This window comes from Streptomyces sp. NPDC048420, assembly GCF_040651535.1.
In the GTDB taxonomy this organism is placed as follows: domain Bacteria; phylum Actinomycetota; class Actinomycetes; order Streptomycetales; family Streptomycetaceae; genus Streptomyces.
In genome coordinates this window covers 118,970-145,194 of record NZ_JBEZKG010000008.1, presented here as the reverse complement: position 1 = coordinate 145,194, position 26,225 = coordinate 118,970, and the positions used below count along the sequence as shown (strand labels likewise).

Below are 26,225 nucleotides of genomic sequence, written 5' to 3'. Positions count from 1 at the left end.
CTCGGCCCAAGGGGAAGGTCACTGACTCCCGCGGGTGTTGAGCCGGGCGGCCCGGCGGGTCAGATAGTCGCGTTCGGCGAGGTTGGGTGCCTTGTGGGCGGCTTCGGCGTACAGACGGGCCGCCGTCTCCAGGTCGCCGTCACGTTCACGGAGATGGGCCTCGACCGCGGTCCTGCGGGGCAGGGAGTCCTCGATCCCGGCGAGGGCGGCGAGGCCCGCGCGGGGGCCGTCGGCCTCACCGACGGCGACCGCGCGGTTGAGGCGGACGACGGGGCTGTCGGTCAGACGGGCGAGCTCGTCGTACCACTCGACGATCTGCACCCAGTCGGTCTCCTCGGCGGTGGGCGCGTCGGCGTGCAGGGCGGCGATGGCGGCCTGGGCCTGGAACTCCCCCAGCCGGTCGCGGGCGAGGGCGGTCTGGAGGATCCGCACGCCCTCGGCGATCGCGGCGGTGTCCCAGCGGGTGCGGTCCTGCTCGGCCAGCGGGACCAGGCTGCCGTCGGGGGCGGTGCGGGAGGCCCTCCGGGCGTGGTGGAGCAGCATGAGGGCGAGCAGCCCGGCGACCTCGGGGTGGTCGATGACGGCGGCGAGCTGCCGGGTGAGGCGGATGGCCTCGGCGGCGAGGTCGACATCGCCGGAGTAGCCCTCGTTGAAGACGAGGTAGAGCACGCGCAGCACGGTGGCCACATCGCCGGGCCGGTCGAAGCGCACCCCGGAGACCGTGCGCTTGGCCCGGCTGATGCGCTGTGCCATGGTCGCCTCGGGCACCAGGTAGGCCTGGGCGATCTGCCGGGTGGTGAGCCCGCCGACGGCGCGCAGGGTGAGCGCGACCGCTGAGGACGGGGTGAGCGAGGGGTGGGCGCACAGGAAGTACAGCTGGAGCGTGTCGTCCACGCCGGGGGCGGGCCCGGGCGCCGGTTCCTCCTCGATACGGTCCTCACGCCGGCGGCGCGCGGTGTCCGCGCGGGTCTGGTCGAGGAACTTGCGCCAGGCCACGGTGACCAGCCAGCCCTTCGCGTCCCGCGGCGGGTCGTCCGGCCAGACGCGGACCGCCTCGACAAGGGCGTCCTGGACGGCGTCCTCGGCCGCCGCGAAGTCTGCTCCGCGGCGGCCGAGGACGGTCAGCACGCTCGGTGTGAGGCCTCTGAGCAGGGCCTCATCCACCGGCGTGGCAGTCGTCCGTGGCGGTGGGCGACGCGGCGAGGAACGGCCGCAGCTCCAGCCACTCGTGGATCGGCTTCCCGCCGGCGCCGGGGGCGGCGGACAGCTCACCGGCCAGCTCGACGGCCCGCTCGTGGCTGTCGACGTCGATGATCATCCAGCCGGCGATGAGGTCCTTGGTCTCGGCGAACGGCCCGTCGGTGACCGGAGGGCGCCCCTCGCCGTCGTACCGGACCCACTCCCCCTCGGGAGCGAGCGCCTGCCCCTCGACGTACTCCCCGCTCTCCTCCAGCCGGGCCGCGAAGTCCCGCATGTACTGCACATGCGCCGAGATCTCCTCAGGGGTCCACTTCTCCATGGGCACGTCGTTGGCCGGAGCCGGGGCGCCACGGTAGTGCTTCAGCAGCAGGTACTTGGCCATGGTGTCTCTCCTCGGTCCTGATGCGACCCATTCTGGTCGCGCTCACCCCGGGGACGGAGCGGGGCGCGGGATCTCGACATCGCCGGGAGAATCACCTTGGCTCACTCCACCCTTGGACGTACCAGCCCCGACTCGTACGCGATCACCACCAGCTGGGCCCGGTCCCGTGCCCGCAGCTTGGCCATGGCCCGGTTGACGTGGGTCTTCACGGTGAGCGGGCTGACCTCAAGGCGTTCGGCGATCTCGTCGTTGGAGTGGCCGCCGGCGACCTGGACGAGGACCTCGCGTTCGCGGTGGGTGAGGGCGGCGAGGCGTTCGGAGCGGAGGGGGTCCGGCTCCTCGTCCGCGTCGCCCTGGGCGAGGAAGCGGGCGATCAGGCCCTTGGTGGCGGCCGGGGACAGCAGGGCCTCACCGCCGGCCGCGACCCGGATGGCACTGAGGAGTTCCTCGGGCTCGCTGCCCTTGCCGAGGAAGCCGGAGGCGCCGGCCCGCAGGGACTGCACGACGTAGTCGTCGACCTCGAAGGTCGTCAGGATGACCACCCGGACATGGGCCAGGGAGGGGTCCTCGCTGATCATGCGGGTGGCCGCCAGGCCGTCCGTACCGGGCATCCGGATGTCCATGAGGACGACGTCCGCGCGCTCCTGCTTGGTCAGCCGGACGGCCTCGGCGCCGTCGGACGCCTCGCCGACCACCTCCATGTCCGGCTCCGAGTCGACGAGCACCCGGAAGGCGCTGCGCAGCAGTGCCTGGTCGTCGGCGAGCAGGACACGGATCGTCATACGGGCTCCCCCGGTTCGTCCCTCGCTGCGGTGCGGGTCTTCACGGGCAGGATCGCATGGACGCGGAAACCGCCTCCGTAGCGGGGACCGGTGGTGAGGGTGCCGCGCAGGGCGGTGACGCGCTCGCGCATGCCGAGGAGGCCGTGGCCGCCGCCGCTGTCGGGGGTGTCCTCCTCGCCGGTGCCGTCGTCGAGGACGGTGATCTCCACGTTGGGGCCGACGCGTACGACACTGACCTCGGCCTTCGCCTCCGTGCCGACATGTTTCTGCACGTTGGTGAGGGCTTCCTGGATGACCCGGTAGGCGGCCAGGTCGACGGCGGCGGGGAGGGTGGTGCCGTGGTCGGCGCGGGCGACCTCGACGTGCTGGCCCGCGCTGCGGAAGGTGCCGACGAGTTCGTCGAGGCGGGCGAGGCCGGGGGCGGGTTCGGTGGGGGCCTCGGGGTCGCCGGACTGTCTCAGCAGGCCGACGGTGGCGCGGAGTTCGTTGAGCGCGGAGCGGCTGGCCTCGCGTACGTGGGCGAGGGCCTCCTTGGCCTGGTCCGGGCGCTTGTCCATGACGTGTGCGGCGACTCCGGCCTGGACGTTGACCAGGGCGATGTGGTGGGCGACGACGTCGTGCAGGTCGCGGGCTATCCGGAGGCGTTCCTCGGCGACCCTCCGTCGGGCCTCTTCCTCACGGGTGCGTTCGGCCTTCTCGGCACGCTCCCTGATGGCCCGGACGAAGGCGCGGCGGCTGCGGACGGCGTCGCCGGCGGTGGCGCCGATGCCGGTCCAGGCCAGGATGGCGAGGTTCTCCTGGGCGTACCAGGGCAGCGGTCCTGCGAGCATGGCGGCGCCGGTGAGCACGGTCATGGTGAGCAGGCCGACGCGCCAGGTGGTGGGGCGGTCGGTGGCGGAGGCGACGGTGAAGAGGGCGATCACGGCGGACATCGCCACGGGGGCGCGGGGGTCGCCGGTGACGCACTCGATGATCGAGGCGGTGCCGGTGAGGGCGAGGACCGTCATGGGCGCGCGGCGGCGGAACACCAGGGCGAGGGCGGCGAGGGCCATGAGCACGAGGCTGAGGAGGGCCGGGGTGCGGATGCTCCAGCTGACGGCGTCCTTCTCGTGGGGTGCCACGAAGGAGCCGGCCACCATGCAGGCGAGGACGCCCGCCGCGAGGACGGCGTCCAGGGCCAGGGGGTGCGCCTTGAGGTGGTGCCGGGCGCGGTCGAGGGGGCGGCTCACGATTGAACAGTACGGGGGCCCTGCCGGGGGCGGAACGGGGGCCACCTGTACGTTTCCGGATCCTTGGCCATGTCGTGGTGACCGTCCCGGGGGCTGCCGCCCCCACACCCCCGCATCGGCCCTGAAGGGGCCTCGTCCTCAAACGCCGGACGGGCTGGAATTGCCTGGACCGGCATCGACAAGTGCGGCCCCGCCGGAAAACCAGCCGTCAGCCCGGGATCAACCCGTCGTCGCTCAGGAGGTCCCGGACTTCCTCCAGGGTCGCGTCCTCGGACGGGAGGATCAGTTCCGAGGGTTCGAGGGAGTCGTCCGGGAGTGGGGTGCCCAGTTCCCGGACTCGGGCGAGGAGGGCTTGGAGGGTGCGGCGGAAGCCTGGGCCGTCGCCGTTCTCCATCTCGGCCAACAGCTCGTCGTCCAGCTTGTTCAGGTCGGCGAGGTGGCTGTCGGCCAGTCTCACCTGACCCTCCCCCATGATCCGTACGATCATGTCGCCCTCCTCGGCGTGGGACCTACTGCTTGTCGAAGCGCGGGGTGTCCTGCGGTTGCTGGGACTGCGCCTGGCCGGTGCCGCCCTCGATCGCCTGCTGCGACGAGGAACCTCCCGCCAGCTCCGCCTTCATGCGCTGCAGTTCCAGCTCTACATCCGTACCACCGGAGAGCCGGTCCAGCTCGGCCTGGATGTCGTCCTTGTGCATCCCGGACTGGTCGTCGAGGGCACCCGAGGCGAGGAGTTCGTCGATCGCACCCGCCCGTGCCTGGAGCTGTGCCGTCTTGTCCTCGGCGCGCTGAATCGCCAGGCCCACGTCGCCCATCTCCTCGGAGATGCCGGAGAAGGCCTCGCCGATCCGGGTCTGCGCCTGGGCCGCGGTGTAGGTCGCCTTGATGGTCTCCTTCTTCGTACGGAAGGCGTCCACCTTGGCCTGGAGGCGCTGGGCCGCAAGGGTGAGCTTCTCCTCCTCGCCCTGCAGAGTCGAGTGCTGGGTCTCCAGATCGGTCACCTGCTGCTGGAGCGCGGCGCGACGGGAGAGGGCCTCACGGGCCAGGTCCTCCCGGCCCAGCGCGAGCGCCTTGCGGCCCTGGTCCTCCAGCTTCGAGGACTGCGACTGCAACTGGTTCAGCTGAAGCTCCAGGCGCTTGCGCGAGGTGGCCACGTCGGCCACGCCCCGGCGCACCTTCTGGAGCAGCTCCAGCTGCTTCTGGTACGAGTAATCGAGGGTTTCGCGCGGGTCCTCGGCCCGGTCAAGGGCCTTGTTCGCCTTCGCGCGGAAGATCATCCCCATACGCTTCATGACACCGCTCATGGGCTTCGCGCGCCCCCTTCTGACGGACTTCCAGCTCCAGCTCTGCGACAGAACCCACAGTACGGGCCCTGCATCCATTGACGCACTGTTCCGGGACGGATGCGCTCATCCCCAAGGACGACTGACCATTCCCTTGCTCCGGCGTAAGGAGTAGGTGACCTTCAGGGTGAGCAACCCGTCACCGGACGTCCCCTCTGTCCCCCTACATGACGACTGGTGTTGCCGGATCGTTCCCCACAGGACTGGGGCCCAACCCCGGACACCCCTTACCCTTGGGTTTTGTGTTCCGTAGCCGTGCCACCAAGGACGAGAAGGCAGCCGCCGACCAGGCGTCGCTGACCGACTCCAAGCAGATCCGTGACCCGCAGGCCCCCAAGGGTCGGCCCACGCCCAAGCGCAGTGAGGCCCAGTCCCAGCGCCGCAGCGTGGCCAACACGCCGACGACGCGCAAGGAGGCGGCCAAGCGCCAGCGCGACGAGCGCCGTGCCGCGCTGGACAGGCAGCGCCAGGCGCTGGCCGGCGGCGACGAGCGCTACCTGCCCGCGCGCGACAAGGGGCCGGTGCGCAAGTACGCCCGCGACTTCATCGACTCGCGGTTCAACGTCGCGGAGTTCTTCCTGCCGATGGCCGTGGTCATCCTCGTGCTGAGCATGGTGCAGGTGGGCGCGCTGCAGAGCATCGCCCTGCTGCTGTGGCTCGTGGTGATCGTGCTCATCGTGCTCGACGCGATCCTCAACGGCTTCCGGCTGAAGAAGCAGCTCGCCGAGCGCTTCCCGGACCACAACCGGAAGGGCGCGGTCGCCTACGCCCTCATGCGCTCCCTCCAGATGCGTCGCCTCCGGCTGCCGAAGCCGCAGGTCAAGCGCGGAGAGCGGCCCTGAGTACGACGTCTTTCTCCGGGGGTGCGGCAGATGCCTGGCTGGACAAGCTGGGCGGGCTGCGGAACGTCGTACGACAGGAGCTGGTGGCCCGGCAGCTCGATGAGCAGATAGTCGGGCGGTACCCGGTCGGGCAGCGGCTGCGGGTGCTCGACGTGGGGATGGGCCAGGGCACGCAGGCGCTGCGGCTGGCCCGGGCCGGACATCAGGTGACCGGCGTCGAGCAGGACCCGAAGATGATCGCCGCGGCCCGGGAGGCACTCGCCGCCGAGCCGGAGGGGATCCGGGAGCGGGTCCGGCTGGTGCAGAGCGACGGCCGGGACACCGGGGTGCACTTCCTGCCGGGCAGCTTCGACGTGGTGCTGTGCCACGGGGTGCTCATGTACGTCGAGGAGCCCGATCCGCTCCTCGCGGGGCTGGCGCGGATGCTCGCGCCGGGCGGGCTGCTGTCGCTGCTCGTGCGCAACGCGGACGCCCTGGCGATGCGGCCGGGGCTGCACGGGGACTGGGCCGGCGCGCTGGGCGCCTTCGACTCCACCTCGTACCGCAACCGACTCGGGCTCGACGTACGCGCCGACCGGCTGACCACGCTGACCGCCACGCTCGCCGGCATCGGGGCGCCACTGCAGGCCTGGTACGGCGTACGGGTCTTCACGGACACCGCTGAGGACGGGGCGGAGATCCCGGCCGACGTGGAGGCGCTGCTGGCGTGCGAGGAGCGGGCGGGGCGGACGGATCCGTACCGCGGGGTGGCGGCGTTGCTGCACCTGTGCGGGGTGCGGGGCTGAGCCCGTCCGGGCGAACAGCGCGGGCCCGGGTGTTCGCCCCGACGTGAGACTCGGGGCATGAACGCTTTGATCCAGGCCGGCGGCGATCTGGGGTCCGGCGTGGTCTACGACGACAAGGGGCACATCGTCACCAACGCGCATGTCGTCGGGGACGAGAAGACCTTCAAGGTGACGACCGCCAACAGCGAGAACGAGCTGACCGCGACGCTCGGGTACTCCTACCCGGAACAGGACCTCGCCGTCATCAAGCTGGACAGGGTGCCGGACGGGCTGAAGGCGGCCACCTTCGGGGACTCCGGGAAGGTGGCGGTCGGGCAGATCGTCCTCGCCATGGGTTCACCGCTCGGGCTGTCGTCGAGCGTGACCCAGGGGATCGTCTCGGCGACCGGACAGACCGTCAGCGAGGGCGGCAGCGACGGCGCCCTGGTCGACCTGGACGGCCAGGTCATCGGCATCCCGACGCTCGCCGCGACCGACCCCAACAGAACGGCAAAGTCACCGACTCGGGCCGGGCCGCGCTCGGCATCACCGGCCGGACGGTCGTCGACGTGAAGAGCGACGGGGCCGTGGACAAGGCCGGCATCGAGGCGGGTGACGTGATCACGCAGCTGGGCGAGACAAGGATCACGACGATCACCTCGCTGGCCGAGGCGCCGGCCGAGGACGGCAGTGCGAAGACCGTCGACGTGACGCTGGGTGAGCAGTGACGGAGACGGGCCGGGGTGGGCGGGGGTCCTGCTCTGCGACCCCCGCCCCTGCCTCGCTACGCTTCCTCGGCCGCCTTCAGGCTCATCGGCCCGTAGATCTCCGTGGCGTCCTCGAACAGCCGGACCTGGTGCGCACCCCCGGCCAGCAGGGGCTTCCAGTACTCACCCAGCCAGGACTCGGCGTCGCCCTGGGTGGTGAACTCCTCCGGCTCCACCGCGGGTTCGGTCTCCGCGCCGTCGGCCTTCTCGAATCGCCAGGTCCATGTCGCCATGTGAGCCTCCCGTGTTTGAGCCGTTACGAAGAGCACCCTAAGCGGTGCGTCGTCGGGTGCGGGTCGATGGGGGTCGCTCGCGCCCCTTGAATGCGCCTCTGCGCGCGCTCGATCAACAAGCACCGGCGAGAATCGGTTGCGTGGAACTGACATTGCTCGGGACCGGTGCCCCCGCCGGCCTTCCTCGCCCTGACTGTCCTTGTGCTGCCTGTGCCACCGCGCTCGGTGCGGATGCCCGGGCCGCTACCGCCGTGCTAGTCGACGAGACCCTGCTGCTCGATCTCACCCCCGGCGCCGCCTTCGCCGCCGCCCGCTCGGGGCACTCACTCGCAGATGTACGACAGGTTCTGTTGTCGCATCCCCAGGACGGGCCCCCCGTCGAGGTGCCCGCCGGGCTTCCGCAGCCGGGGCGGGTGCCGGACGGGCGGGAGTTGGCCTTGTTGACGGGGCATCGGGTGCGGGCCGTGGCCATGGACGCGCCGGGCACCGGGTACGCCGTGACCGGGCCCGACGGGCAGCGGGTGCTGTACCTGCCTCCCGGGGGTGCGCCCGCCGGGCTGGAGGAGGGTGCTGTCGAGTCGTACGACATGGTGCTCGCCGATGTCGTACGGCGGCCGGACGCGCTGGCCCGGCTGCGGGCCGTGGGGGCGGTCGGGCCCACGACCGACGTGGTCGCCGTGCATGTCGACCACGACGTGCCTCCCGGTGCCGAACTGCGGCGGAGGCTGGCCGCGGCGGGGGCGCGGGCGGTTCCCGACGGGACGACTCTGGCCGTCGGGGTCTACGAGGACGTACCCGATGTGCCGCGGCGGACGCTGGTGCTGGGCGGGGCGCGGTCCGGGAAGTCGGTGGAGGCCGAGCGGCGGCTCGAGGCGTTCCCCGATGTGCTGTACGTCGCCACCGGGGGGTCGCGGAACGGGGACACCGAGTGGGCGTCCCGGGTCTCCGCCCACCGGGAGCGGCGACCGGGGTCATGGCGTACGACCGAGACCTGCGACCTGGTGCCGCTGCTGAAGGACGACGGGGCGCCGCTGTTGATCGACTGTCTGTCGTTGTGGCTGACGGACGCCATGGACGCGGTGGGGGCGTGGGACGACGCCGAGTGGGCCGACGGCGGGGAGCGGGAACTGCGGGCGCGGGTACGGGACTTGACGGAGGCGGTACGGGGCACCCGGCGGACCGTGGTCGCCGTGTCGAACGAGGTGGGCTCCGGTATCGTGCCGGCCACCGCGTCCGGGCGCCGCTACCGGGACGAACTCGGGCGACTGAACGCGGCGTTCGCGACCGAGTGCGAGCAGGTGGTGCTGGTGGTGGGGGGGCAGGCGTTGGTGCTACGGGGTTGAGACGGCGGGGGGGTGGCTCTGCGCGCCCTGACTGTCCACGCTCGGGGACTTCGGGGGCGGGGACTGTGGGGTCGGGGAGCGCGGGGCCGGGGAGCGCGGGGCCGGGGAGCGCGGGGCCGGGGAGCGCGGGGCCGGATCTACGGGCTCTGGGACCGCGAATCCGGGGAGCGCGGGGCCGGGGAGCGCGGGGCCGGATCTACGGGCTCTGGGACCGCGAATCCGGGGACTGCGCGCTCGGGGACTCCGGGTCCGGGGACTACAGGTCCGGGGACTCGGCGCGCCGGGCCACCGCGCTCGGGACCTCGGCACCGCGGGTCTCCGTGCTCCGCGCCTTCGCACCCCGGACCTCGGCACCTCGGGCCTCCGCACGCCGGACCTCTGCACCCCGGACCTCGGCACCTCGGGCCTCTGCACCCCGGGCCTCGGCACCCCGGACTTCCGCACCACAGCCCTCCGCACCACAGCCCTCCGCACCCCGGGCCTCCGCACCACAGCCCTCCGCACCAGACGCCTCCCCACCCCGGACCTCCGCACCACAGGCCTCCGCCCCGCAAGCCTCCCTACTCCGCACCTCCTCCCCCCGCACCCCCCTGCTCCATGTCTCCGTGTCCTTGCGGGCGATCACCCGGTATGTACTCGCGAAGGGGGTGCCGGCGAGGAGGAGGGCCAGGGCGTGGTCGAGGGCTCTTGCGGTGGGGAGCAGGGTGCGGGGCAGGCGGGTCGTCGCGCGGGGCGGGACGTGCGCGGATCTGCGGGCGGTGGCGATGATCGTGCAGCCCTGGGACTCCAGTTCGGCGCGGGGGTCGTCCGGGGACTCCACCAGGAGGTGGCCGCCGGGGCGCAGGACGGCGAGGGCCGCCTGGAGTTCGTCGGGGTCCGCAGGACGGTTCAGCAGGCTGACCACGTCGTAGCGGGCACGGAGGCGGGCCGTGATGTGCGGGTCCGTCAGACGGCCGACGTGGCCTTCCTCCAGGCGTTCGACCGCCTGGGCGTACAGCACGCGGGAGGTGCGGTCCACGCCGTCGAAGGCCGTGTAGGGGAAGTAGCTTCGCGCCGCCTCCGGGAAGTCCGCGTCCCCGGTCTCGACGTCCAGCCAGCTCTCCGGCTCGGGGAACGGCAGCATCACGCGGGCGGTGGAGCGAAGACGCCGTACGGAAGGGGCGGTTGGTGCGGTCATGGCAGCTCCCGTGGGCGTGCGGCAATTCGCTATAAAACGGAACGTATGGGATCGGGATCTTGGGTGCAATGACGTCATGGCCCCGTGGCGCCGCCGTGTTCGATCAGGGCCGGTACTGTTCGGCGAATGAGCTCGCTTAATCTCGACGACTTCACCGATCTGATCGAGCGCCCCGACGGCGGGGTGCGTCGCGACGCCGAGGCGCGCAGGGAGCGTCAGATCGTGCCGCCCGGGGCGCTGGGCCGCCTCGACGACCTGGGCGAGTGGCTGGCCGCGGCGCAGTCGGCCGTGCCGGTACGGCCGATCGAACGGCCGCGGGTCGTGCTGTTCGCCGGTGACCACGGGATCGCTGGACTGGGCGTCTCGGGGCGGCCCGCGGGCAGCGCCTCGGAGCTGGTGCGGGAGGTCCTGGCGGGCGGCCGTCCGGTGTCGGTCCTCGCGCGACGGCTGGGTGTGCCGGTGCGGGTCGTCGACATGGCGCTGGACTGCGATCCGGCCGAGCTGCCGGAGGACGTCGTACGGCATCGGGTGCGGCGCGGGAGCGGTCGTATCGATGTCGAGGACGCGTTGACGCTGGAGGAGGCGGAGGCCGCCTTCCGGGCCGGGGTCGCGGTGGCCGACGAGGAGGCCGACTCCGGTACGGATCTCGTGGTGCTCGGCGATGTGAGCGTGGGCGGGACCACGGCGGCGGGGGTGCTGGTCGCCGCGCTGTGCGGGACGGACGCGTCCGTCGTCACCGGGCGAGGCGGGACCGGGATCGACGATCTCGCGTGGATGCGGAAGTGTGCGGCGATCCGGGACGCGCTCAGGCGGGCGCGGCCGGTGCTCGGGGACCAGCTGCAGCTGCTCGCGACGGTCGGCGGGGCCGACCTCGCGGCGATCACGGGCTTTCTGCTGCAGAGCGCGGTGCGGAAGCTGCCCGTGGTACTGGACGGGGTGGTCGTGGCCGCGTGTGCGCTGGTGGGCCAGCGGATCGCGTTCCGGGCGCCGGACTGGTGGCTGGCCGGGCAGAACAGCGGGGAGCCGGGGCAGACGAAGGCCCTGGACCGGATGGCCCTGGAGCCGCTGCTCGACCACGGGGTGACGGTCGGGGAGGGGGCAGGTGGGCTGTTGGCACTGCCGCTGGTGCAGGCCGCGGCGGCGCTGGCCGCTGAGCTGCCCGAGAAGCCTGAGGTGTCCGAAGAGGAGCCGGAGAAGGTGTCCGGGGAGGAACCGGAGAAGGTGTCCGAGGAGGAGTAGTCCGGGACGGGTGGGTGCCCTTGCGACGCAAACGGCGGCGCAAAGGGCATGATCGCCCTTCATGGGAGATGTCCGGGTTGCCCCCCTTCCGAATGTCCGGTCCACCACCGCGTCCAGGCGGGCCGCCGGGTTCGCCGTCTGGTATCTGCGGGTCATCGCGTTCGTGAACTTCCTCAGCGCGGTGTGGGTCTCGCTGGGGCAGGACGTGCGGCGGCACAACCAGGAGGACTACTTCACGCCGTATCTGCTGACGGCGGGCTTCGCGTCCGGGGTGTTCACGGCCTTCCTCGCCATCACCATGCGGCGGCGCAAGCGCGCGGCGTGGATCCTGAACCTGGTGCTCTCCGGGGCGTTCCTCGCGCTGTTCGTCCTCGCGATGGCGTTCCCGGAGATCCGGCGGTACGCGCAGAACTGGATCTCGCTGGCCCTGACCGCCGCGTTCGTGGGCGCGCTGCTGGTCGGGCGGCGGGAGTTCTACGCCAAGGGTGACCGGTCCAACCCGAGGCTCGCCGCGGCCGTCGGCGTGGGCGGACTGCTCGTGTCCTCGCTGCTGGCCGCGCTGCTGGTGACCGTCACCAACGAGGCGTCGAGGTCGTCGAGTTTCGGAGAGCGGTGGTGGTACGGCACCCTGCGGCTGGTCTCCGTCGCCGCCGACGACTCCCGCTTCGACGGGATCTCGACGCCGAACTGGGTCAACGTCGCCATCAACGTGCTCAGCACCATCCTCGTCCTGGCCGTCTTCTACGCCGCCTTCCGCTCCCGGCGGGCCGTCGACCCGCTCACCGAGGACGACGAGCGGCGCCTGAGGAAACTCCTCGACCGGCACGGCGAGCGGGACTCACTCGGGTACTTCGCGCTGCGCCGGGAGAAGAGCGTCGTGTGGTCGCCGACCGGGAAGGCCGCCGTGACCTACCGGGTCGTCGGCGGGGTCTCGCTGGCCTCCGGCGATCCGATCGGCGACCCGGAGGCCTGGCCGGGGGCGATCGAGCCGTGGCTCGCCGAGGCGCGGGCGCACGGGTGGCTGCCGGCGGTGATGGGCGCCGGCGAGGACGCGGGGACGGTGTACGCGCGGCACGGCCTGGACGCGCTGGAGCTGGGCGACGAGGCGATCGTCGAGGTCGCCGAGTTCACCTTGGAGGGGCGGGCGATGCGGACCGTCCGGCAGGCCTACAACCGGGTCGGGCGGGCCGGGTACACCGTGCGGATCCGACGCCACGAGGACATCCCGGCCGAGGAGATGGAAGCACTCGTACGGCGGGCCGACGACTGGCGTGACGGGGCCACCGAGCGGGGGTTCAGCATGGCGCTGGGGCGGCTCGGGGATCCGGGGGACGGCCGGTGCGTGGCCCTGGAGTGCAGTGACGGCGAGGGTGAGCTGAAGGCGGTGCTGTCCTTCGTGCCGTGGGGGCCGCACGGGCTGTCGCTCGACCTCATGCGCCGGGACCGCGACTCCGACAACGGCCTCATGGAGTTCATGGTCATCGAGCTGCTGAACCGGGCCCGGGAGATCCAGGTCACCCAGGTTTCGCTCAACTTCGCCATGTTTCGTTCCGTCTTCGAACGTGGGGCGCGTCTTGGCGCCGGGCCGGTGCTGCGGCTGTGGCGGTCGCTGCTCAGCTTCTTCTCCCGCTGGTGGCAGATCGAGTCGCTGTACCGGGCCAACGCCAAGTACCGGCCCATCTGGGAGCCGCGGTTCCTGCTCTTCGAGAAGAGCGCGGACCTGCCGCGCATCGGGATCGCCTCGGCGCGTGCGGAGGGGTTCCTGGAGGTGCCGGGGCTGCCGGGGTGGCTGCGGCGCCGGGAGCACCTGAGTACGCACAGATGAGGACCAGGGGATGACGAGGATCGCCCGTTGGGCGCGCGCGGAGTGGGGGCGGCTGTACGTCACCGTGCGCGAGCCGCTGCTCCGGCGGAGGTGGCGGGCGGTACCCCTGGCGCTGACGGCCATCTGTCTGACGGCGGTCCTGCACATCGTGCACAGCCAGTCGTGGGGCTACGGCTTCGTCCAGGACGTGGGTGCCGTACGCGCCGCGGACCCGCTGTGGCTGGCGCTCCTGCGCACTCCCCTGTCCCTGTTCGTACCGGCTCTGGACCTGCCGGTGTGGGGTGCGCTGGCACAGATCCTGTTCGTGTTCGGGATCGCCGAGATCTGTCTGGGCCGGTGGCGGACGCTCGCGCTGGCGTACGCGGCCACGCTCGCCGGGACGCTGTACGCGCGCGTGGGCATCTGGCTGGGCCCGGACAACCCGTTCGGCCTGCACGCCTCGGACGCCCACGTCGTCGACACCGGCCCCTCGGCAGCCGTGGTGGGCCTCGCCGTCTTCCTCGGCCTGCGCTACGGCGCCCGGGTCACCGCGGGTGCCGTGATCGCGGCGATGGTGGCCGAGGTCCTGGTGAAGGAGAACCTCGCCGGCCGGGAACACCTGGCAGCGATCGCGGTGATGCTGCTGCTGTGCGGTATCTCTGCGATCCGCCGACGCTCCGAGAAACGGTCCGCCACAGCCCTCCCGCCCAGGCCGTCCGGAGCCGAGCACCAGCGCCGGAGTCCGGGCCGACAGCGATAGAGGGAAGGCGACCGGGCGGGACAGCAGCGGCGGGCGGGGGTGGTCAGCGGGGTGCGGCGGGGGCCGGCCTGCGGTGCCTGCCGCCCGTACACCGCCCCCGGCATCCGCATGCGCCGCCTGCCGCCGAACACCGCACAGCGCCCCCCGGCCACACCTCAACGGTGTTCCGCGGCCGGCGTCGGGTCCGGTTTGCCGCCGATCAGGTCCTGGAATCTGCGGCGCGGGCCCGACCAGCGTCTGTCTCGGCGGTAGGAGCGCAGGATGGACCGGGCGCGGGCGCGTGGGCGGCGGGTGTAGAAGCGGCGGGCCCAGGGCGAGCCGGGGCGGGCCAGCCGGATCACGCCGATGAGGCCGACCAGCGGCACGATCACGCTGAAGATCGCCATCCGGGCCTTGCCCTTGAGCAGCACGACGATCGCGAAGAGGAAGTTGACCACCACACTGGTGATGACACCCCCGCGATCCTGGGCCTCCTCCTGCGTCACGTCGTTGACACCGAACGGCGAGAACCCCGCGAGCACCAGTCCGACCAACGCGGCGGTGAGGACGACCACCTCGACACTCTTGCGGCCCTCCTCGCTCCAGTACACGTCGTCGAGGTGCAGGATCAGCGCGAACTCGTCCAGCACCAGACCCGCGCCGATCCCGAACACGACCGCGCACACCGCCGCCCCGAATCCGTGCCGCCCGCTCACGACGGCACCGAAGCCGCCCACGAGCGTGAGCACCACCCCGGGAACCACGTGGTGGATGTGCACCCCGCCGGAACTGACGTTGCCGAACGGCCCCTTGCCCGCCCGGATGAGCCGGGTCACACACCGGGTGATCAGGAAGGTCAGCACGAACGCCGTCAGCGCGAGGAGCAGCGGCAGCTTGCCGGGTTCGACGATGTTGCGGTCCAGCCAATGGCCCATGCTTCCAGTCTCACGGGGCCGGGGGTGGGCCGCCCGACGGCTACGGCGTCCGGGCTACCCTGCGGACGTGTCCATGACCCCGCCCCCGCTCGACGGCCTCCGCTTCGCCTTCGGCACGCTCAGCGTGCTCCCCGTGAAGGTGACCCGCTGGGACCGGGAGGCGGCACGCGGCGGCATGCTGTGCGCCCCGCTGGTCGGGGTGGCGCTGGGCGGTCTGTCGGCCGCGGCCGGCCTGCTGCTGCTGTTCCTGGGCGTCTCCGAGCTTCTCGCCGCCATCGCCACGGTCGCGGTACCCGCGGTCCTCACCCGGGGCCTCCACCTCGACGGCCTCGCGGACACCGCCGACGGCCTGGGCAGCGGCAAGCCCGCCGAGGACGCGCTGCGGATCATGAAGCAGTCGGACATCGGCCCGTTCGGGGTCATCACCCTCGTCCTCGTGCTGTTCGCCCAGGTGGCGGCCCTGACGCAGGTGTACGACGGCTCGTGGGCCCGAGGTGCCGTGGCGGCGGTCGTCTCGGCGACGGCCGCCCGCCTGGCCCTGACCCTGGCGGCCCGTACCGGCGTGCCGGCGGCGCGTCCGGAGGGGCTCGGCGCGGCGGTGGCGGGTGTCGTGCCGGTACGGGGTGCGGTGCTGGTGGCCGCCGCGGTGACCCTGGGTGCGGCCGGAGCGGGCGCGCTCTTCGGGTCGTACGACGTCGTCCGTACGGTCCTCGCGGTCGCCGCCGCCGTGGCCGCGGCCGAACTTCTGCTGCGGCACTGCACGCGCCGCTTCGGCGGGGTGACCGGGGATGTGTTCGGGGGGCTCGCGGAGACGGCGGCGACGGCGACGCTGGTGATCCTCTCGATGAGCTTCTAGCAGGCCTCGCGCCACACCCCGAGCTCGTACTTCTTCAGCATCGAACTCAGCTTCAGGCGGCGGGACTCGGTGCAGAAGCGGCTGGTCGGGAGCTCGTACTCGACGTGGAACACCGCCTTGTCCGCCTTGATGAACGGCGCCATGTCCCCGCACTCGTCGTACTGCGCGCACTGCTCGTTGACCGCGAAGTCGAAGTCGCCGACCAGTCGGGGGATCTGGTCGAGGTCGTTCTTCAGGCCGACCGACATGCCGCGGTCGTGGGCCAGGCGCGCGATCAGCCGGTTGTAGCGGAGCTGGTCCGCCGCCGTCAGCTTGAAGCCCGTGCGGTTCTTGTAGCCGTCCATGTTGTCGGGCTCGACCGCGTCGAAGCCCTTCTCACGGCACATGTCGAGGCGGTCCGCCATCAGCGGTTCCAGGACGTCGGTGGCGCGGATGTCGAGCCAGCGCTCCCCCTCCCAGCCGTTGCCGCGCCCGATCACCGACTTGGGGAACTTGCCGGCGTCGGGGCGCCAGTCCTCGAACGCGCCCGTGGAGAGGTAGCAGATGACCTTGCGGCCCTTGTCGTGCAGAGCGGACACCACCGTCCCGGACTGGTCGAAACCGTCGATGTCGTAGACCGGCACGTCCACGGAGGTGTCGACGCGGCCGGTCAGCTGCCACTGCCAGGCGATGCCAGGACGGGGCCGCCAGCGGGAGTCGCCGGGCTTGGAGTCGTGGGTCGTCGAGCATCCCGTCACCAGGAGGAGCAGAGCGACGAACAGGAGGGGGCGTTTCAAGGGTGGGCTCCAGGGCGTGCGGAACGAGCGACGGCCGCCCCGAGCGTAGGCTCTTCCCGGGTGGTCGCCGACAGGGGTGAAGGCCCCGATCGGGATCCGTTTTCGGACACGAAATAGGGTCGGCCGTCGGGCCCGGTCGACCCACCCTCTCGACCCAGTCAAACTTCACATCGGAAGCGAGAACTCACCACCGTGACTGCTCTGACTCTCAGCACCTCCGCGGCGCCCGGCCTGCGGGCCGACGCGATCGTGATCGGTGTCGCCAAGGGCGCGAAGGGCCCGGTCGTGCCGGGCGCCGAATCCGTGGACAAGGCCTACGACGGCAAGCTCGTCGGCCTCCTGGAGACCCTCGGTGCCTCCGGCGCCGAGGGCGAGGTGACGAAGCTGCCCGCGCCGTCCGGTCTCAAGGCCCCCCTCGTGGTGGCGGTGGGCCTGGGCGCCGAGCCCGAGAAGGACTCCTCCTTCGCCGCGGAGGCGCTGCGCAAGGCCGCCGGTGTCGCCGCCCGCGCCCTGGTCGGCTCGAAGAAGGCGGCGTTCGTGCTGCCGCTGGGTGACGCCGCCGATGTCGGCGCGGTCGCCGAGGGCGTGCTGCTCGGGGCGTACTCCTTCGACGCCTACAAGGAGAACGCGTCTTCGAAGAACGACGCCAGGGCGAAGAACGGCAAGGCGCCGCTCGCCGAGGCCGCGCTGCTCGGCGGCAAGCCGCGGGACGCCGCGCACAAGGCCGCGCTCGCCCGGGCCGTCGCGGTCGCCGAGGAGCTCAACCGCGCGCGCGACCTCATCAACATGCCGCCGAACGACCTGAACCCCGAGGCCTTCGCCGCGATCGTGCAGACCGCGGGCAAGGAGCACGGCCTCAAGGTGCAGGTGCTCGACGTGAAGGCCCTGGAGAAGGGCGGCTACGGCGGCATCCTCGGCGTCGGCGCGGGGTCGACGTCGGGGCCGCGGCTGGTGAAGCTGTCGTACACCTCGTCCAAGGCGAAGAAGCACCTCGCGCTGGTCGGCAAGGGGATCACGTACGACTCGGGCGGCATCTCGCTGAAGCCCGCGGGTCACAACGAGACGATGAAGTGCGACATGAGCGGGGCGGCGGCGGTGTTCGCGGCCGTGGTCTCGGCCGCGCGGCTGGGTCTCGACGTCAATGTGACCGGGTGGCTGGCGCTGGCCGAGAACATGCCGTCGGGGTCCGCGACGCGGCCCGGTGACGTGCTGCGGATGTACAGCGGCAAGACGGTGGAGGTGCTGAACACCGACGCCGAGGGTCGTCTCGTGCTGGCGGACGCGCTGTGGGCGGCGTCGGCGGAGAGGCCGGACGCGATCGTGGACGTGGCGACGCTGACCGGGGCGATGATGCTGGCGCTGGGCAACCGGACGTTCGGGATCATGTCGAACGACGACGCGTTCCGTACGGCGGTGTACGAGGCCGCGGAAGAGGTCGGGGAGCCTGCGTGGCCGATGCCGCTTCCCGAGCACCTGCGCAAGGGGATGGACTCTCCCACCGCCGACATCGCGAACATGGGTGAGCGGATGGGCGGCGGACTGGTCGCGGGGCTTTTCCTGCGGGAGTTCGTCGGTGAGGGGATCACCTGGGCGCACCTCGACATCGCGGGGCCCGCGTTCAACGACGGGGGGCCGTTCGGGTACACGCCGAAGGGTGGGACGGGGTCCGCGGTGCGTACGTTGGTGCGGCTCGCCGAGTTGACTGCCTCGGGTGACCTGGGCTGATGACCGCCTAGGAGCTCGGCTCCTGAGGGGCGTGGGCGGCTGCGGGCCGGTTGTGGCTTGTCGCGCAGTTCCCCGCGCCCCTAGGTGTGTCACCGTGCCCCTCCTTGAAGGTCTCACTACGTCTCGCTTTCTCATGTGAGCGTGTGGTGTCTCACACCCCGGCCCGGCGTCTCGTTCAGTGCTGACAAGTGCGAAGATGGGGCTCGGCAGGACAGGGCCCCCACCACAGGGCCGAAGAAAGAGCGGCCGGACACCAGCCGCCGCGCGGTCACTGCAGACCGGCGTACGGCGCACATGCATGGAGGACGTGACGTGGCGAACGACGCCAGCACCGTTTTCGACCTAGTGATCCTCGGCGGTGGTAGTGGCGGTTACGCCGCGGCCCTGCGCGGGGCGCAGCTGGGCCTGGACGTCGCCCTGATCGAGAAGGACAAGGTCGGCGGCACCTGCCTGCACCGAGGGTGCATCCCCACCAAGGCCCTGCTGCACGCGGGCGAGATCGCCGACCAGGCCCGCGAGAGCGAGCAGTTCGGTGTGAAGACCACCTTCGAGGGCATCGACATCGCCGGGGTCCACAAGTACAAGGACGGCGTGATCGCCGGCCTGTACAAGGGCCTGCAGGGACTTGTCGCCTCCCGGAAGGTGACGTACATCGAGGGCGAGGGGCGCCTCTCTTCCCCCACCTCCGTCGACGTGAACGGCCAGCGCGTCCAGGGCCGCCACATCCTGCTGGCGACCGGCTCCGTGCCGAAGTCGCTGCCGGGCCTGGAGATCGACGGCAACCGGATCATCTCCTCGGACCACGCCCTCGTCCTGGACCGGGTGCCGAAGTCGGCGATCGTCCTCGGCGGCGGTGTCATCGGCGTCGAGTTCGCCTCCGCCTGGAAGTCCTTCGGGACCGACATCACCATCATCGAGGGCCTCAAGCACCTCGCCCCCCTCGAGGACGAGAACTCCTCCAAGCTTCTTGAGCGCGCGTTCCGCAAGCGCGGCATCAAGTTCAACCTGGGCACCTTCTTCTCGAAGGCCGAGTACACCCAGGACGGTGTCAAGGTCACCCTCGCCGACGGCAAGGAGTTCGAGGCCGAGCTGCTGCTGGTGGCCGTCGGCCGCGGGCCCGTCTCCGCCGGTCTCGGCTACGAGGAGCAGGGCGTCGCGATGGACCGCGGCTACGTCCTGGTCGACGAGTACATGCGCACCAACGTCCCGACCGTCTCCGCCGTCGGCGACCTGGTCCCCACGCTCCAGCTCGCGCACGTCGGCTTCGCCGAGGGCATCCTGGTTGCGGAGCGTCTGGCCGGTCTGAAGACCGTTCCGATCGACTACGACGGTGTCCCGCGGGTGACCTACTGCCACCCCGAGGTCGCCTCCGTGGGCATCACCGAGGCCAAGGCCAAGGAGATCTACGGCGCGGACAAGGTCGTCGCCCTGAAGTACAACCTCGCGGGCAACGGCAAGAGCAAGATCCTGAACACCTCGGGCGAGATCAAGCTCGTCCAGGTCAAGGACGGTGCCGTGGTCGGCGTCCACATGGTCGGCGACCGCATGGGCGAGCAGGTCGGCGAGGCCCAGCTGATCTACAACTGGGAGGCGCTGCCCGCCGAGGTCGCGCAGCTCATCCACGCCCACCCGACGCAGAGCGAGGCGCTCGGCGAGGCCCACCTGGCACTGGCCGGCAAGCCGCTGCACTCGCACGACTGACCCTCGGTCGAGACGCGACTCCGCGACTCAGCGACGACCCAGACTTCCGCAATTTCGTAAGGAGCAACCGAAACCATGGCGGTTTCCGTAACCCTTCCGGCGCTCGGCGAGAGCGTCACCGAGGGCACCGTCACCCGCTGGCTGAAGGCCGAGGGTGAGCGCGTAGAGGCCGACGAGCCACTGCTCGAGGTGTCGACCGACAAGGTCGACACCGAGATCCCCTCCCCCGCCGCCGGCGTCCTGGCCTCCATCAAGGTCGCCGAGGACGAGACGGTCGAGGTCGGCGCCGAGCTGGCCGTGATCGACGACGGCACCGGCGCCCCGGCCGCTGCCCCGGCACCGGCCGCCGAGCCGGTCGCCGAGCCCGCCCCCGAGCCGGCCGCGGCCGCGCCCTCCACCGAGCAGGTCGCCCCGGCGCCCGCTCCCACCGCCGAGGCCGCCTCCGGCGGCGGTTCCGCCGAGGGCACGGACGTCGTCCTGCCCGCGCTCGGCGAGTCCGTCACCGAGGGCACCGTGACCCGGTGGCTGAAGGAGGTCGGCGAGGAGGTCGCGGAGGACGAGCCCCTGCTCGAGGTCTCCACCGACAAGGTCGACACCGAGATCCCGTCGCCCGCCGCCGGTGTGCTGCTGGAGATCGTGGTCGGCGAGGACGAGACCGCCGAGGTCGGCGCGAAGCTCGCCGTCATCGGCGCCCCCGGTGCGGCTCCGGCCGCTGCCCCGGCCCCCGCGGCTCCGGCTCCGGCTGCTGAGGCCCCGGCGCCCGCCCCGGCTCCCGCGCCCGCCCCTGCGGCTCCGGCGCCCGCTCCGGCTCCGGCTCCGGCTCCGGTCCAGGCCGCTGCCCCGGCTCCGGCCGCCCCGGCGCCCGCGCCGGCCGCTCCGGCTCCCGTCACCCCGGCCCCGGCTCCCGCCGCGACCTCCGGTGACGACGGCGCCTATGTGACCCCGCTGGTGCGCAAGCTCGCCGCCGAGCACGGCGTCGACCTCGCCGCCGTCAAGGGCACCGGCGTCGGTGGCCGTATCCGCAAGCAGGACGTCGTCGCCGCCGCCGAGGCCGCGAAGGCCGCCGCCGCTGCTCCGGCTCCCGCCGCTGCCGCCCCGGCTGCCGCCGCCAAGAAGGCGCCTGCCCTGGAGGCCTCCCCGCTCCGCGGCCAGACCGTCAAGATGCCCCGCATCCGCAAGGTCATCGGCGACAACATGGTCAAGGCGCTGCACGAGCAGGCTCAGCTGTCCTCGGTCGTCGAGGTCGATGTCACGCGTCTGATGAAGCTCCGTGGCCGGGCGAAGGACTCCTTCGCCGCGCGCGAGGGCGTCAAGCTCTCCCCGATGCCGTTCTTCGTCAAGGCAGCGGCCCAGGCCCTGAAGGCGCACGCGCCCATCAACGCCAAGATCAACGAGGGCGAAGGCACGATCACCTACTTCGACACCGAGAACATCGGTATCGCGGTGGACTCCGAGAAGGGCCTGATGACCCCGGTCATCAAGCACGCGGGCGACCTCAACATCGCCGGCATCGCGAAGGCCACGGCGGAGCTGGCCGGCAAGGTCCGCGCCAACAAGATCACGCCCGACGAGCTGTCCGGCGCGACCTTCACCATCTCCAACACCGGTTCGCGCGGCGCGCTCTTCGACACGATCATCGTGCCGCCGGGCCAGGTCGCGATCCTCGGCATCGGTGCCACGGTCAAGCGCCCGGCGGTCATCGAGACCGAGGAGGGCACGGTCATCGGCATCCGCGACATGACCTACCTGACCCTCTCCTACGACCACCGTCTGGTGGACGGCGCCGACGCGGCCCGTTACCTGACCGCGGTCAAGGCGATCCTGGAGGCGGGCGAGTTCGAGGTCGAGCTCGGCCTGTAAGCCACCTGCTGTGCGTCGCGGTGCCCCCGTCCGGAGTTCTCGGACGGGGGCACCGTCGTCTCACCGGGGCGTCAGCGGCTTGTCCGACCAGCCCCACAGCTCCTCCACCCACACGTTCGGGACGGACAACTTGGGCGCCGGCGTGAGTCCCTTCGTGCGGTACGCCTTCAGCACGTCGTAGGTGGCGTCCAGGCAGTCCCGGGAGGTGAGCTTGCCGGTCCTCGGGTCGACGCCGACGAGGAAGCCGCGCGCCTCGACCGTACGGATCATGGCCCGGGCGCTGTTCACGGCGTGGGTCGAGGACTTCGTGCAGCGGTAGCGGCTGTAGGGGTGCTCGGAGGTGCCGGGGTAGTGCATGTCCGTGGACATCTCGCTGAGCATGCGGTCGTACGACCCCTCCGCGTGCCAGGCGCCGATGTCGCCGCCCGGCGGGGTGTACAGCTTCCCGCTGGGGTTCTCGACGGCGCCGTAGACCCAGCGGCCGGTGCCCGGGACCTTGAAGCCCCAGCCGACGTGGCCGAACTTCTGGGCGCCGTCCGGCTTGATGAACACGCAGGCGGCGCCGCTGCTCCGGGCCGCGCCCGCCATGCCCGTGATCGCTTCCGTGCTGCCCGGTGTCGTCTCCGCGGTCGCCCGCGCGGCCGGCTGTCCGCAGCCCGCCACGCCGACGAGCGCGCCGATCACGGCCGCGACCGCCAGTCCCCGTCGTCCCCCGATGTTCATGCGTCCCCCTGTGGTGCGAAGGGGCGCCCCGCGCGGGAACCCCTGACCAACGCGACACGCCTGGAGGCGGTGGGGTTCCGTGTCTTGACAGAAGTCGTGCGGCTGGGAGCGTGTAAGCCTCGTCTCACCTGCATGAAAGCGCCCCCGTGCGCCCCTCCCGGACCAGCCCTCGGCCTTATTGTCTTTACGTCAAACGCCCTTAAGGAGCTCTCATGACCGCGCCCGTCGTCCACTCGCTGCGCGAACAGATCCGCGAGCACATCGTGGAGGGGATCGTCAGCGGGCGCTGGCAGCCGGGCGAGCGGATCGTGGAGCGCCGGATCGCGACCGAGCTGGAGGTCAGCCAGACGCCGGTGCGGGAGGCGCTGCGCGAGCTGGAGTCGCTGCGGCTGATCGAGTCGGCGCCGAACAAGGGCGTCCGGGTGCGGAACCTGACGGCGGCCGACCTGGAGGAGAGCTACCCGGTCCGGGCCGGCCTGGAGGCGATCGCTGCGGAGCTGGCGGCGGAGCGGCTGGCGCAGGACTGCTCGGCCCTGGAGCCGCATGTCGCCGCGCTGTACGAGGCGGACCGCGAGTCGGACGGCACCGGGCAGGTGCGGCACACGGTGGGCTTCCACCGGGAGATGGTCCGGGCGGCGGGCAACTCGGTGCTGCTGCACACCTGGGAAGGGCTCGGCATCGAGGTCTTCACGGCCCTGTCGATCCGCTGGCTGGGCACGGTCCAGCAGTCGTACGCGGAGGAGCACGAGGAGCTGGTGGCGGCGTTCAAGCGCCGGGACCCGCGGATCCCAGAGATCGTGAAGGCGCATGTCCTGGGGTGCGCGCCGAGGGCCTGACACAGGCGAGCAGACCCACGCTCACCTGCGGAAACCCTTCGAAAACAAGGCACCCGGTGTCGCCACCTGAGACACCCCGTGCCTACTTTCTCGGAATCGAGAAGTTTTGCCCTTCAACCCTTTGATCGATCATCGATCAGGGAGTTAGAGTCGCCGACGGGCTTCTACCGAGGCCCCACTGCCCTGTCCTGCCAAAGACCAAGGGCACCCCCCTTCGACTGAGGAAGGCGGCGACATGACCGACCCCAACGCCATCCAGCCGAGCGAGCTCGACCAGCTCCCCGACCGGGACCCCGAGGAGACCGCCGAATGGCAGGCCTCCCTGGACGCGGTCGCCAAGGCGGCCGGCCCGCACCGTGCCGCGTACCTGATGCGCCGCACGCTGGAGAGGGCGGAGGGCAACGGCATCGCGCTGCCGAAGCTCCTCGAGACGGACTACGTCAACACCATCCCCACCTCCGCCGAGCCGGGCCTGCCCGGTGACCCGGCGATGGAGACCCGCATCACCGCGTGGAACCGCTGGAACGCGGCCGCGATGGTCACCCGCGGCTCCAAATACGGCGTCGGCGGCCACATCGCCACCTTCGCCTCCGCGGCCTGGCTCTACGAGACCGGCTTCAACCACTTCTTCAAGGGCAAGGAGGCCGACGGGTCCGGCGACCAGCTCTACATCCAGGGCCACGCCTCCCCCGGCATCTACGCCCGCGCCTTCCTCGACGGCCGCCTGGACGAGCACCAGCTCGACCACTTCCGCCGCGAGTCCGGCGGCAACGGCCTCCCGTCGTACCCGCACCCCCGCCGCCTGCCCTGGCTGTGGGAGTTCCCGACGGTGTCGATGGGCCTCGGCCCGCTCTCCGCGATCTACCAGGCGCGCTTCAACCGCTACCTGGCGGCCCGCGGCATCAAGGACGTCTCGCAGTCCCACGTCTGGGCCTTCCTCGGCGACGGCGAGATGGACGAGCCGGAGTCGACCGCGGCACTCGCACTGGCTTCGCGCGAGGGCCTCGACAACCTCACCTTCGTCATCAACTGCAACCTGCAGCGCCTCGACGGCCCGGTCCGCGCGAACTTCAAGATCGTGCAGGAGCTGGAGGCCCAGTTCCGCGGCGCCGGCTGGAACGTCATCAAGACGCTGTGGGGCTCCGCCTGGGACGAGCTGTTCCAGCTCGACACCACGGGCGCGCTGGTACGGCGGCTCCGCGAGGTGCCGGACGCGCAGGTGCAGACGTACCAGACGCGCGACGCCGCCTACATCCGCCAGGACTTCTTCGGCAAGGACCCGGCGCTCGTCGAGATGGCGAAGCTGCTGTCCGACGACAAGATCCTCGAGTGTTTCCACCTCTCGCGCGGTGGCCACGAGGCGCGCAAGGTGTACGCCGCCTACAAGGCCGCCGTCGAGTTCAAGGGCGCGCCGACCGTGATCCTGGCCCAGACGGTCAAGGGCCACACCCTCGGCGAGGGCTTCGCGTCGAAGAACGCCAACCACCAGATGAAGAAGCTGACGGTGGACGAGTTCAAGACCATGCGCGACCTGCTTGAACTGCCCATCAGGGACAGCGACTTCGTCGACGGCGTGGTCCCCTACGGCCACCCGGGCGCCGACTCCCCCGAGGTCCGCTACCTCCAGGAGCGCCGCGCGGCTCTCGGCGGCCCCGCCCCGGCCCGCCGCGTCCACCCGGTGGCGCCGCTCCCCGCCCCCGCCGAGAAGGCCTTCGCCTCCTTCGACAAGGGCTCGGGCTCCCAGAACGTGGCCACCACCATGGCCTTCGTCCGGCTCGTCAAGGACCTGGTCCGCGACAAGGAGACCGGCAAGCGCTGGGTGCCGATCGTCCCCGACGAGGCGCGCACCTTCGGCATGGAGAGCCTCTTCCCGTCCCTGGGCATCTACTCCCCCAAGGGCCAGACGTACGAGCCGGTCGACCGCGACCAGCTGATGTACTACAAGGAGGCCAAGAACGGCCAGATCCTCAACGAGGGGATCACCGAGGCCGGTTCGATGGCCGACTTCATCGCCGCGTCCACCGCGTACGCGACGCACGGCGAAGCGATGATCCCGTTCTACATCTTCTACTCGATGTTCGGCTGGCAGCGCACGGCCGACCAGATGTGGCAGCTCGGCGACCAGCTGGGCCGCGGCTTCCTGGTCGGCGCGACGGCGGGCCGCACGACCCTGACGGGCGAGGGCCTGCAGCACGCCGACGGCCACTCCCCCGTCATCGCCGCGACGAACCCGGCGGCGCTGTCGTACGACCCGGCGTTCGCGTACGAGGTCGCGACGATCGTGAAGGACGGTCTGCGCCGGATGTACGGCGAGGCAGCCCCGGGTGAGGACCCGAACGTCTTCTACTACCTCACGGTCTACAACGAGCCCATCCCGCAGCCGGCCAAGCCGTCCGGCCCCGGCATCGACGAGGGCATCGTCAAGGGCCTGTACCGCTTCAACACGGCGGAGACGGCGGGCCTGGACGTGGCCGCGGCGAACGCCCCGCGCATCCAGCTGCTGAGCTCCGGCACGGCGATCCACTGGGCCCTGGACGCGCAGAAGTTGCTCGCCGAGGAGTGGGGTGTGGCCGCCGACGTGTGGTCCGCGACCTCCTGGACGGAGCTGCGCCGGGACGCCCTGGAGGCGGACGCGGCCCTGCTGCGCGGCGAGGAGCGGGTGCCGTACGTCCGTCAGGCGCTGCACGGCGCGGAGGGCCCGGTCCTCGCGGTCTCCGACTACATGCGCCAGGTCCCCGACCAGATCGCGCAGTGGGTCGAGCAGGACTGGTCCTCCCTCGGCGCGGACGGCTTCGGCCTCTCCGACACCCGTGAGGGCGCCCGCCGCCACTTCGGCGTCGACGCCGAGTCGGTCGTCGTCGCGGCCCTGGCCCAGCTGGCCCGCCGCGGCGAGGTCAAGGCGACGGCGGTGAAGGAAGCGCGGGAGAAGTACGGGCTGTGAGGGCCTGAGCTTCGATGCTCTCGGCGCTTTC

General features: G+C 71.6%; 23 protein-coding genes and 1 pseudogene. 13 read left to right on the top strand and 11 right to left on the bottom strand.

Annotated elements, in window-relative coordinates:
- Nucleotides 1-18: 18 nt before the first annotated feature.
- The 6 genes from AB0D34_RS16095 to AB0D34_RS16070 form a co-directional block, all read right to left on the bottom strand.
- Nucleotides 19-1,164, bottom strand: coding sequence for a DUF6596 domain-containing protein (locus AB0D34_RS16095; RefSeq protein ID WP_362661910.1), 1,146 nt, complete (start codon nucleotides 1,162-1,164; stop codon nucleotides 19-21).
- Nucleotides 1,157-1,582, bottom strand: a complete 426-nt coding sequence (locus AB0D34_RS16090; protein WP_362661908.1) for a YciI family protein — start codon at nucleotides 1,580-1,582, stop codon at nucleotides 1,157-1,159. The genes AB0D34_RS16095 and AB0D34_RS16090 overlap by 8 nt, the downstream gene beginning before the upstream one ends.
- 101 nt (nucleotides 1,583-1,683) lie before the next feature.
- The gene (locus AB0D34_RS16085; RefSeq protein WP_362661906.1) at nucleotides 1,684-2,364 is read right to left on the bottom strand and encodes a response regulator transcription factor; all 681 of its coding nucleotides are present in this window, start codon (nucleotides 2,362-2,364) and stop codon (nucleotides 1,684-1,686) included.
- Nucleotides 2,361-3,593 carry a histidine kinase gene (locus AB0D34_RS16080; RefSeq protein WP_362661904.1) on the bottom strand — a complete coding sequence of 411 codons (1,233 nt, stop codon included), beginning with the start codon at nucleotides 3,591-3,593 and terminating at the stop codon, nucleotides 2,361-2,363. Before AB0D34_RS16080 ends, AB0D34_RS16085 begins: the two co-directional genes overlap by 4 nt.
- Before the next feature lie 208 nt (nucleotides 3,594-3,801).
- Nucleotides 3,802-4,080 (bottom strand): hypothetical protein, encoded by a 279-nt coding sequence (locus AB0D34_RS16075; protein ID WP_362661902.1) that lies wholly within the window; start codon nucleotides 4,078-4,080, stop codon nucleotides 3,802-3,804.
- Between the two features lie 22 nt (nucleotides 4,081-4,102).
- Entirely contained in the window at nucleotides 4,103-4,882 is a 780-nt protein-coding gene (locus AB0D34_RS16070) for a PspA/IM30 family protein (protein WP_356586361.1), read from the bottom strand.
- Between the two features lie 218 nt (nucleotides 4,883-5,100).
- Between AB0D34_RS16070 and AB0D34_RS16065 the strand changes: the two genes are divergently transcribed.
- From AB0D34_RS16065 to AB0D34_RS16055, 3 genes and pseudogenes are all read left to right on the top strand, one after another.
- On the top strand, nucleotides 5,101-5,775 hold the full coding sequence (locus tag AB0D34_RS16065) for a DUF3043 domain-containing protein (protein ID WP_362661900.1): 675 nt from the start codon (nucleotides 5,101-5,103) through the stop codon (nucleotides 5,773-5,775).
- Between the two features lie 83 nt (nucleotides 5,776-5,858).
- Nucleotides 5,859-6,560 carry a methyltransferase domain-containing protein gene (locus tag AB0D34_RS16060; RefSeq protein WP_362661898.1) on the top strand — a complete coding sequence of 234 codons (702 nt, stop codon included), beginning with the start codon at nucleotides 5,859-5,861 and terminating at the stop codon, nucleotides 6,558-6,560.
- A gap of 69 nt (nucleotides 6,561-6,629) precedes the next feature.
- A pseudogene (locus AB0D34_RS16055) lies at nucleotides 6,630-7,267 on the top strand (trypsin-like peptidase domain-containing protein); the annotation flags it as partial.
- A 56-nt stretch (nucleotides 7,268-7,323) separates the two neighbouring features.
- Here the strand turns inward: AB0D34_RS16055 and AB0D34_RS16050 are convergent.
- The gene (locus AB0D34_RS16050; RefSeq protein ID WP_362661896.1) at nucleotides 7,324-7,539 is read right to left on the bottom strand and encodes a hypothetical protein; all 216 of its coding nucleotides are present in this window, start codon (nucleotides 7,537-7,539) and stop codon (nucleotides 7,324-7,326) included.
- A gap of 140 nt (nucleotides 7,540-7,679) precedes the next feature.
- Here AB0D34_RS16050 and AB0D34_RS16045 point away from each other — a divergent pair, with 140 nt between their 5' ends.
- Complete coding sequence (locus AB0D34_RS16045; RefSeq protein ID WP_362661894.1) at nucleotides 7,680-8,882, top strand: bifunctional adenosylcobinamide kinase/adenosylcobinamide-phosphate guanylyltransferase; 1,203 nt, start codon at nucleotides 7,680-7,682, stop codon at nucleotides 8,880-8,882.
- A gap of 256 nt (nucleotides 8,883-9,138) precedes the next feature.
- Here the strand turns inward: AB0D34_RS16045 and AB0D34_RS16040 are convergent, their stop codons facing one another.
- The gene (locus tag AB0D34_RS16040) at nucleotides 9,139-10,059 is read right to left on the bottom strand and encodes a methyltransferase domain-containing protein (RefSeq protein WP_362661892.1); all 921 of its coding nucleotides are present in this window, start codon (nucleotides 10,057-10,059) and stop codon (nucleotides 9,139-9,141) included.
- Between the two features lie 126 nt (nucleotides 10,060-10,185).
- Between AB0D34_RS16040 and cobT the strand changes: the two genes are divergently transcribed.
- The 3 genes from cobT (at nucleotide 10,186) to AB0D34_RS16025 (ending at nucleotide 13,862) form a co-directional block, all read left to right on the top strand.
- The gene (gene cobT, locus AB0D34_RS16035) at nucleotides 10,186-11,298 is read left to right on the top strand and encodes a nicotinate-nucleotide--dimethylbenzimidazole phosphoribosyltransferase (protein WP_362661890.1); all 1,113 of its coding nucleotides are present in this window, start codon (nucleotides 10,186-10,188) and stop codon (nucleotides 11,296-11,298) included.
- A 61-nt stretch (nucleotides 11,299-11,359) separates the two neighbouring features.
- Nucleotides 11,360-13,123, top strand: coding sequence for a phosphatidylglycerol lysyltransferase domain-containing protein (locus AB0D34_RS16030; protein ID WP_362661888.1), 1,764 nt, complete (start codon nucleotides 11,360-11,362; stop codon nucleotides 13,121-13,123).
- 10 nt (nucleotides 13,124-13,133) lie between these two features.
- Nucleotides 13,134-13,862 carry a hypothetical protein gene (locus AB0D34_RS16025; RefSeq protein ID WP_362661886.1) on the top strand — a complete coding sequence of 243 codons (729 nt, stop codon included), beginning with the start codon at nucleotides 13,134-13,136 and terminating at the stop codon, nucleotides 13,860-13,862.
- Nucleotides 13,863-14,017: 155 nt separating this feature from the next.
- Here the strand turns inward: AB0D34_RS16025 and AB0D34_RS16020 are convergent, their stop codons facing one another.
- The gene (locus AB0D34_RS16020; RefSeq protein WP_362661885.1) at nucleotides 14,018-14,776 is read right to left on the bottom strand and encodes a hypothetical protein; all 759 of its coding nucleotides are present in this window, start codon (nucleotides 14,774-14,776) and stop codon (nucleotides 14,018-14,020) included.
- Between the two features lie 73 nt (nucleotides 14,777-14,849).
- Between AB0D34_RS16020 and AB0D34_RS16015 the strand changes: the two genes are divergently transcribed.
- A complete protein-coding gene (locus tag AB0D34_RS16015) occupies nucleotides 14,850-15,632 on the top strand; it encodes an adenosylcobinamide-GDP ribazoletransferase (RefSeq protein ID WP_362662348.1) in 783 nt (260 codons plus the stop codon).
- On the opposite strand, the gene AB0D34_RS16010 is transcribed toward AB0D34_RS16015, so the two are convergent.
- Nucleotides 15,629-16,408: an endo alpha-1,4 polygalactosaminidase gene (locus AB0D34_RS16010; protein ID WP_362661883.1), complete on the bottom strand. Its 780-nt coding sequence runs from the start codon at nucleotides 16,406-16,408 to the stop codon at nucleotides 15,629-15,631. The genes AB0D34_RS16015 and AB0D34_RS16010 overlap by 4 nt on opposite strands.
- A gap of 192 nt (nucleotides 16,409-16,600) precedes the next feature.
- Between AB0D34_RS16010 and AB0D34_RS16005 the strand changes: the two genes are divergently transcribed.
- From AB0D34_RS16005 to sucB, 3 genes are all read left to right on the top strand, one after another.
- On the top strand, nucleotides 16,601-18,133 hold the full coding sequence (locus AB0D34_RS16005) for a leucyl aminopeptidase (RefSeq protein WP_362661881.1): 1,533 nt from the start codon (nucleotides 16,601-16,603) through the stop codon (nucleotides 18,131-18,133).
- Between the two features lie 312 nt (nucleotides 18,134-18,445).
- On the top strand, nucleotides 18,446-19,834 hold the full coding sequence (gene lpdA / locus AB0D34_RS16000) for a dihydrolipoyl dehydrogenase (RefSeq protein WP_362661879.1): 1,389 nt from the start codon (nucleotides 18,446-18,448) through the stop codon (nucleotides 19,832-19,834).
- A 75-nt stretch (nucleotides 19,835-19,909) separates the two neighbouring features.
- A complete protein-coding gene (gene sucB / locus AB0D34_RS15995) occupies nucleotides 19,910-21,694 on the top strand; it encodes a 2-oxoglutarate dehydrogenase, E2 component, dihydrolipoamide succinyltransferase (protein ID WP_362661878.1) in 1,785 nt (594 codons plus the stop codon).
- A 60-nt stretch (nucleotides 21,695-21,754) separates the two neighbouring features.
- Here sucB and AB0D34_RS15990 read toward each other — a convergent pair whose 3' ends face one another.
- Nucleotides 21,755-22,417, bottom strand: a complete 663-nt coding sequence (locus AB0D34_RS15990) for a hypothetical protein (RefSeq protein ID WP_362661876.1) — start codon at nucleotides 22,415-22,417, stop codon at nucleotides 21,755-21,757.
- Nucleotides 22,418-22,629: 212 nt separating this feature from the next.
- Between AB0D34_RS15990 and AB0D34_RS15985 the strand changes: the two genes are divergently transcribed.
- A complete protein-coding gene (locus tag AB0D34_RS15985; RefSeq protein WP_362661875.1) occupies nucleotides 22,630-23,253 on the top strand; it encodes a GntR family transcriptional regulator in 624 nt (207 codons plus the stop codon).
- Between the two features lie 235 nt (nucleotides 23,254-23,488).
- Nucleotides 23,489-26,194: a pyruvate dehydrogenase (acetyl-transferring), homodimeric type gene (gene aceE, locus AB0D34_RS15980; protein WP_362661873.1), complete on the top strand. Its 2,706-nt coding sequence runs from the start codon at nucleotides 23,489-23,491 to the stop codon at nucleotides 26,192-26,194.
- Nucleotides 26,195-26,225: the final 31 nt, after the last annotated feature.

Bases quoted from the DNA above. Each gene is read 5' to 3' on its own strand.
- AB0D34_RS16090 (WP_362661908.1), bottom strand. From the start codon at position 1,582: ATGGCCAAGTACCTGCTGCTGAAGCACTACCGTGGCGCCCCGGCTCCG.
- AB0D34_RS16085 (WP_362661906.1), bottom strand. From the start codon at position 2,364: ATGACGATCCGTGTCCTGCTCGCCGACGACCAGGCACTGCTGCGCAGC.
- AB0D34_RS16075 (WP_362661902.1), bottom strand. From the start codon at position 4,080: ATGATCGTACGGATCATGGGGGAGGGTCAGGTGAGACTGGCCGACAGC.
- AB0D34_RS16070 (WP_356586361.1), bottom strand. From the start codon at position 4,882: ATGAAGCGTATGGGGATGATCTTCCGCGCGAAGGCGAACAAGGCCCTT.
- AB0D34_RS16065 (WP_362661900.1), top strand. From the start codon at position 5,101: ATGACGACTGGTGTTGCCGGATCGTTCCCCACAGGACTGGGGCCCAAC.
- AB0D34_RS16050 (WP_362661896.1), bottom strand. From the start codon at position 7,539: ATGGCGACATGGACCTGGCGATTCGAGAAGGCCGACGGCGCGGAGACC.
- AB0D34_RS16040 (WP_362661892.1), bottom strand. From the start codon at position 10,059: ATGACCGCACCAACCGCCCCTTCCGTACGGCGTCTTCGCTCCACCGCC.
- cobT (WP_362661890.1), top strand. From the start codon at position 10,186: ATGAGCTCGCTTAATCTCGACGACTTCACCGATCTGATCGAGCGCCCC.
- AB0D34_RS16030 (WP_362661888.1), top strand. From the start codon at position 11,360: ATGGGAGATGTCCGGGTTGCCCCCCTTCCGAATGTCCGGTCCACCACC.
- AB0D34_RS16025 (WP_362661886.1), top strand. From the start codon at position 13,134: ATGACGAGGATCGCCCGTTGGGCGCGCGCGGAGTGGGGGCGGCTGTAC.
- AB0D34_RS16020 (WP_362661885.1), bottom strand. From the start codon at position 14,776: ATGGGCCATTGGCTGGACCGCAACATCGTCGAACCCGGCAAGCTGCCG.
- AB0D34_RS16015 (WP_362662348.1), top strand. From the start codon at position 14,850: ATGACCCCGCCCCCGCTCGACGGCCTCCGCTTCGCCTTCGGCACGCTC.
- sucB (WP_362661878.1), top strand. From the start codon at position 19,910: ATGGCGGTTTCCGTAACCCTTCCGGCGCTCGGCGAGAGCGTCACCGAG.
- AB0D34_RS15990 (WP_362661876.1), bottom strand. From the start codon at position 22,417: ATGAACATCGGGGGACGACGGGGACTGGCGGTCGCGGCCGTGATCGGC.
- AB0D34_RS15985 (WP_362661875.1), top strand. From the start codon at position 22,630: ATGACCGCGCCCGTCGTCCACTCGCTGCGCGAACAGATCCGCGAGCAC.
- aceE (WP_362661873.1), top strand. From the start codon at position 23,489: ATGACCGACCCCAACGCCATCCAGCCGAGCGAGCTCGACCAGCTCCCC.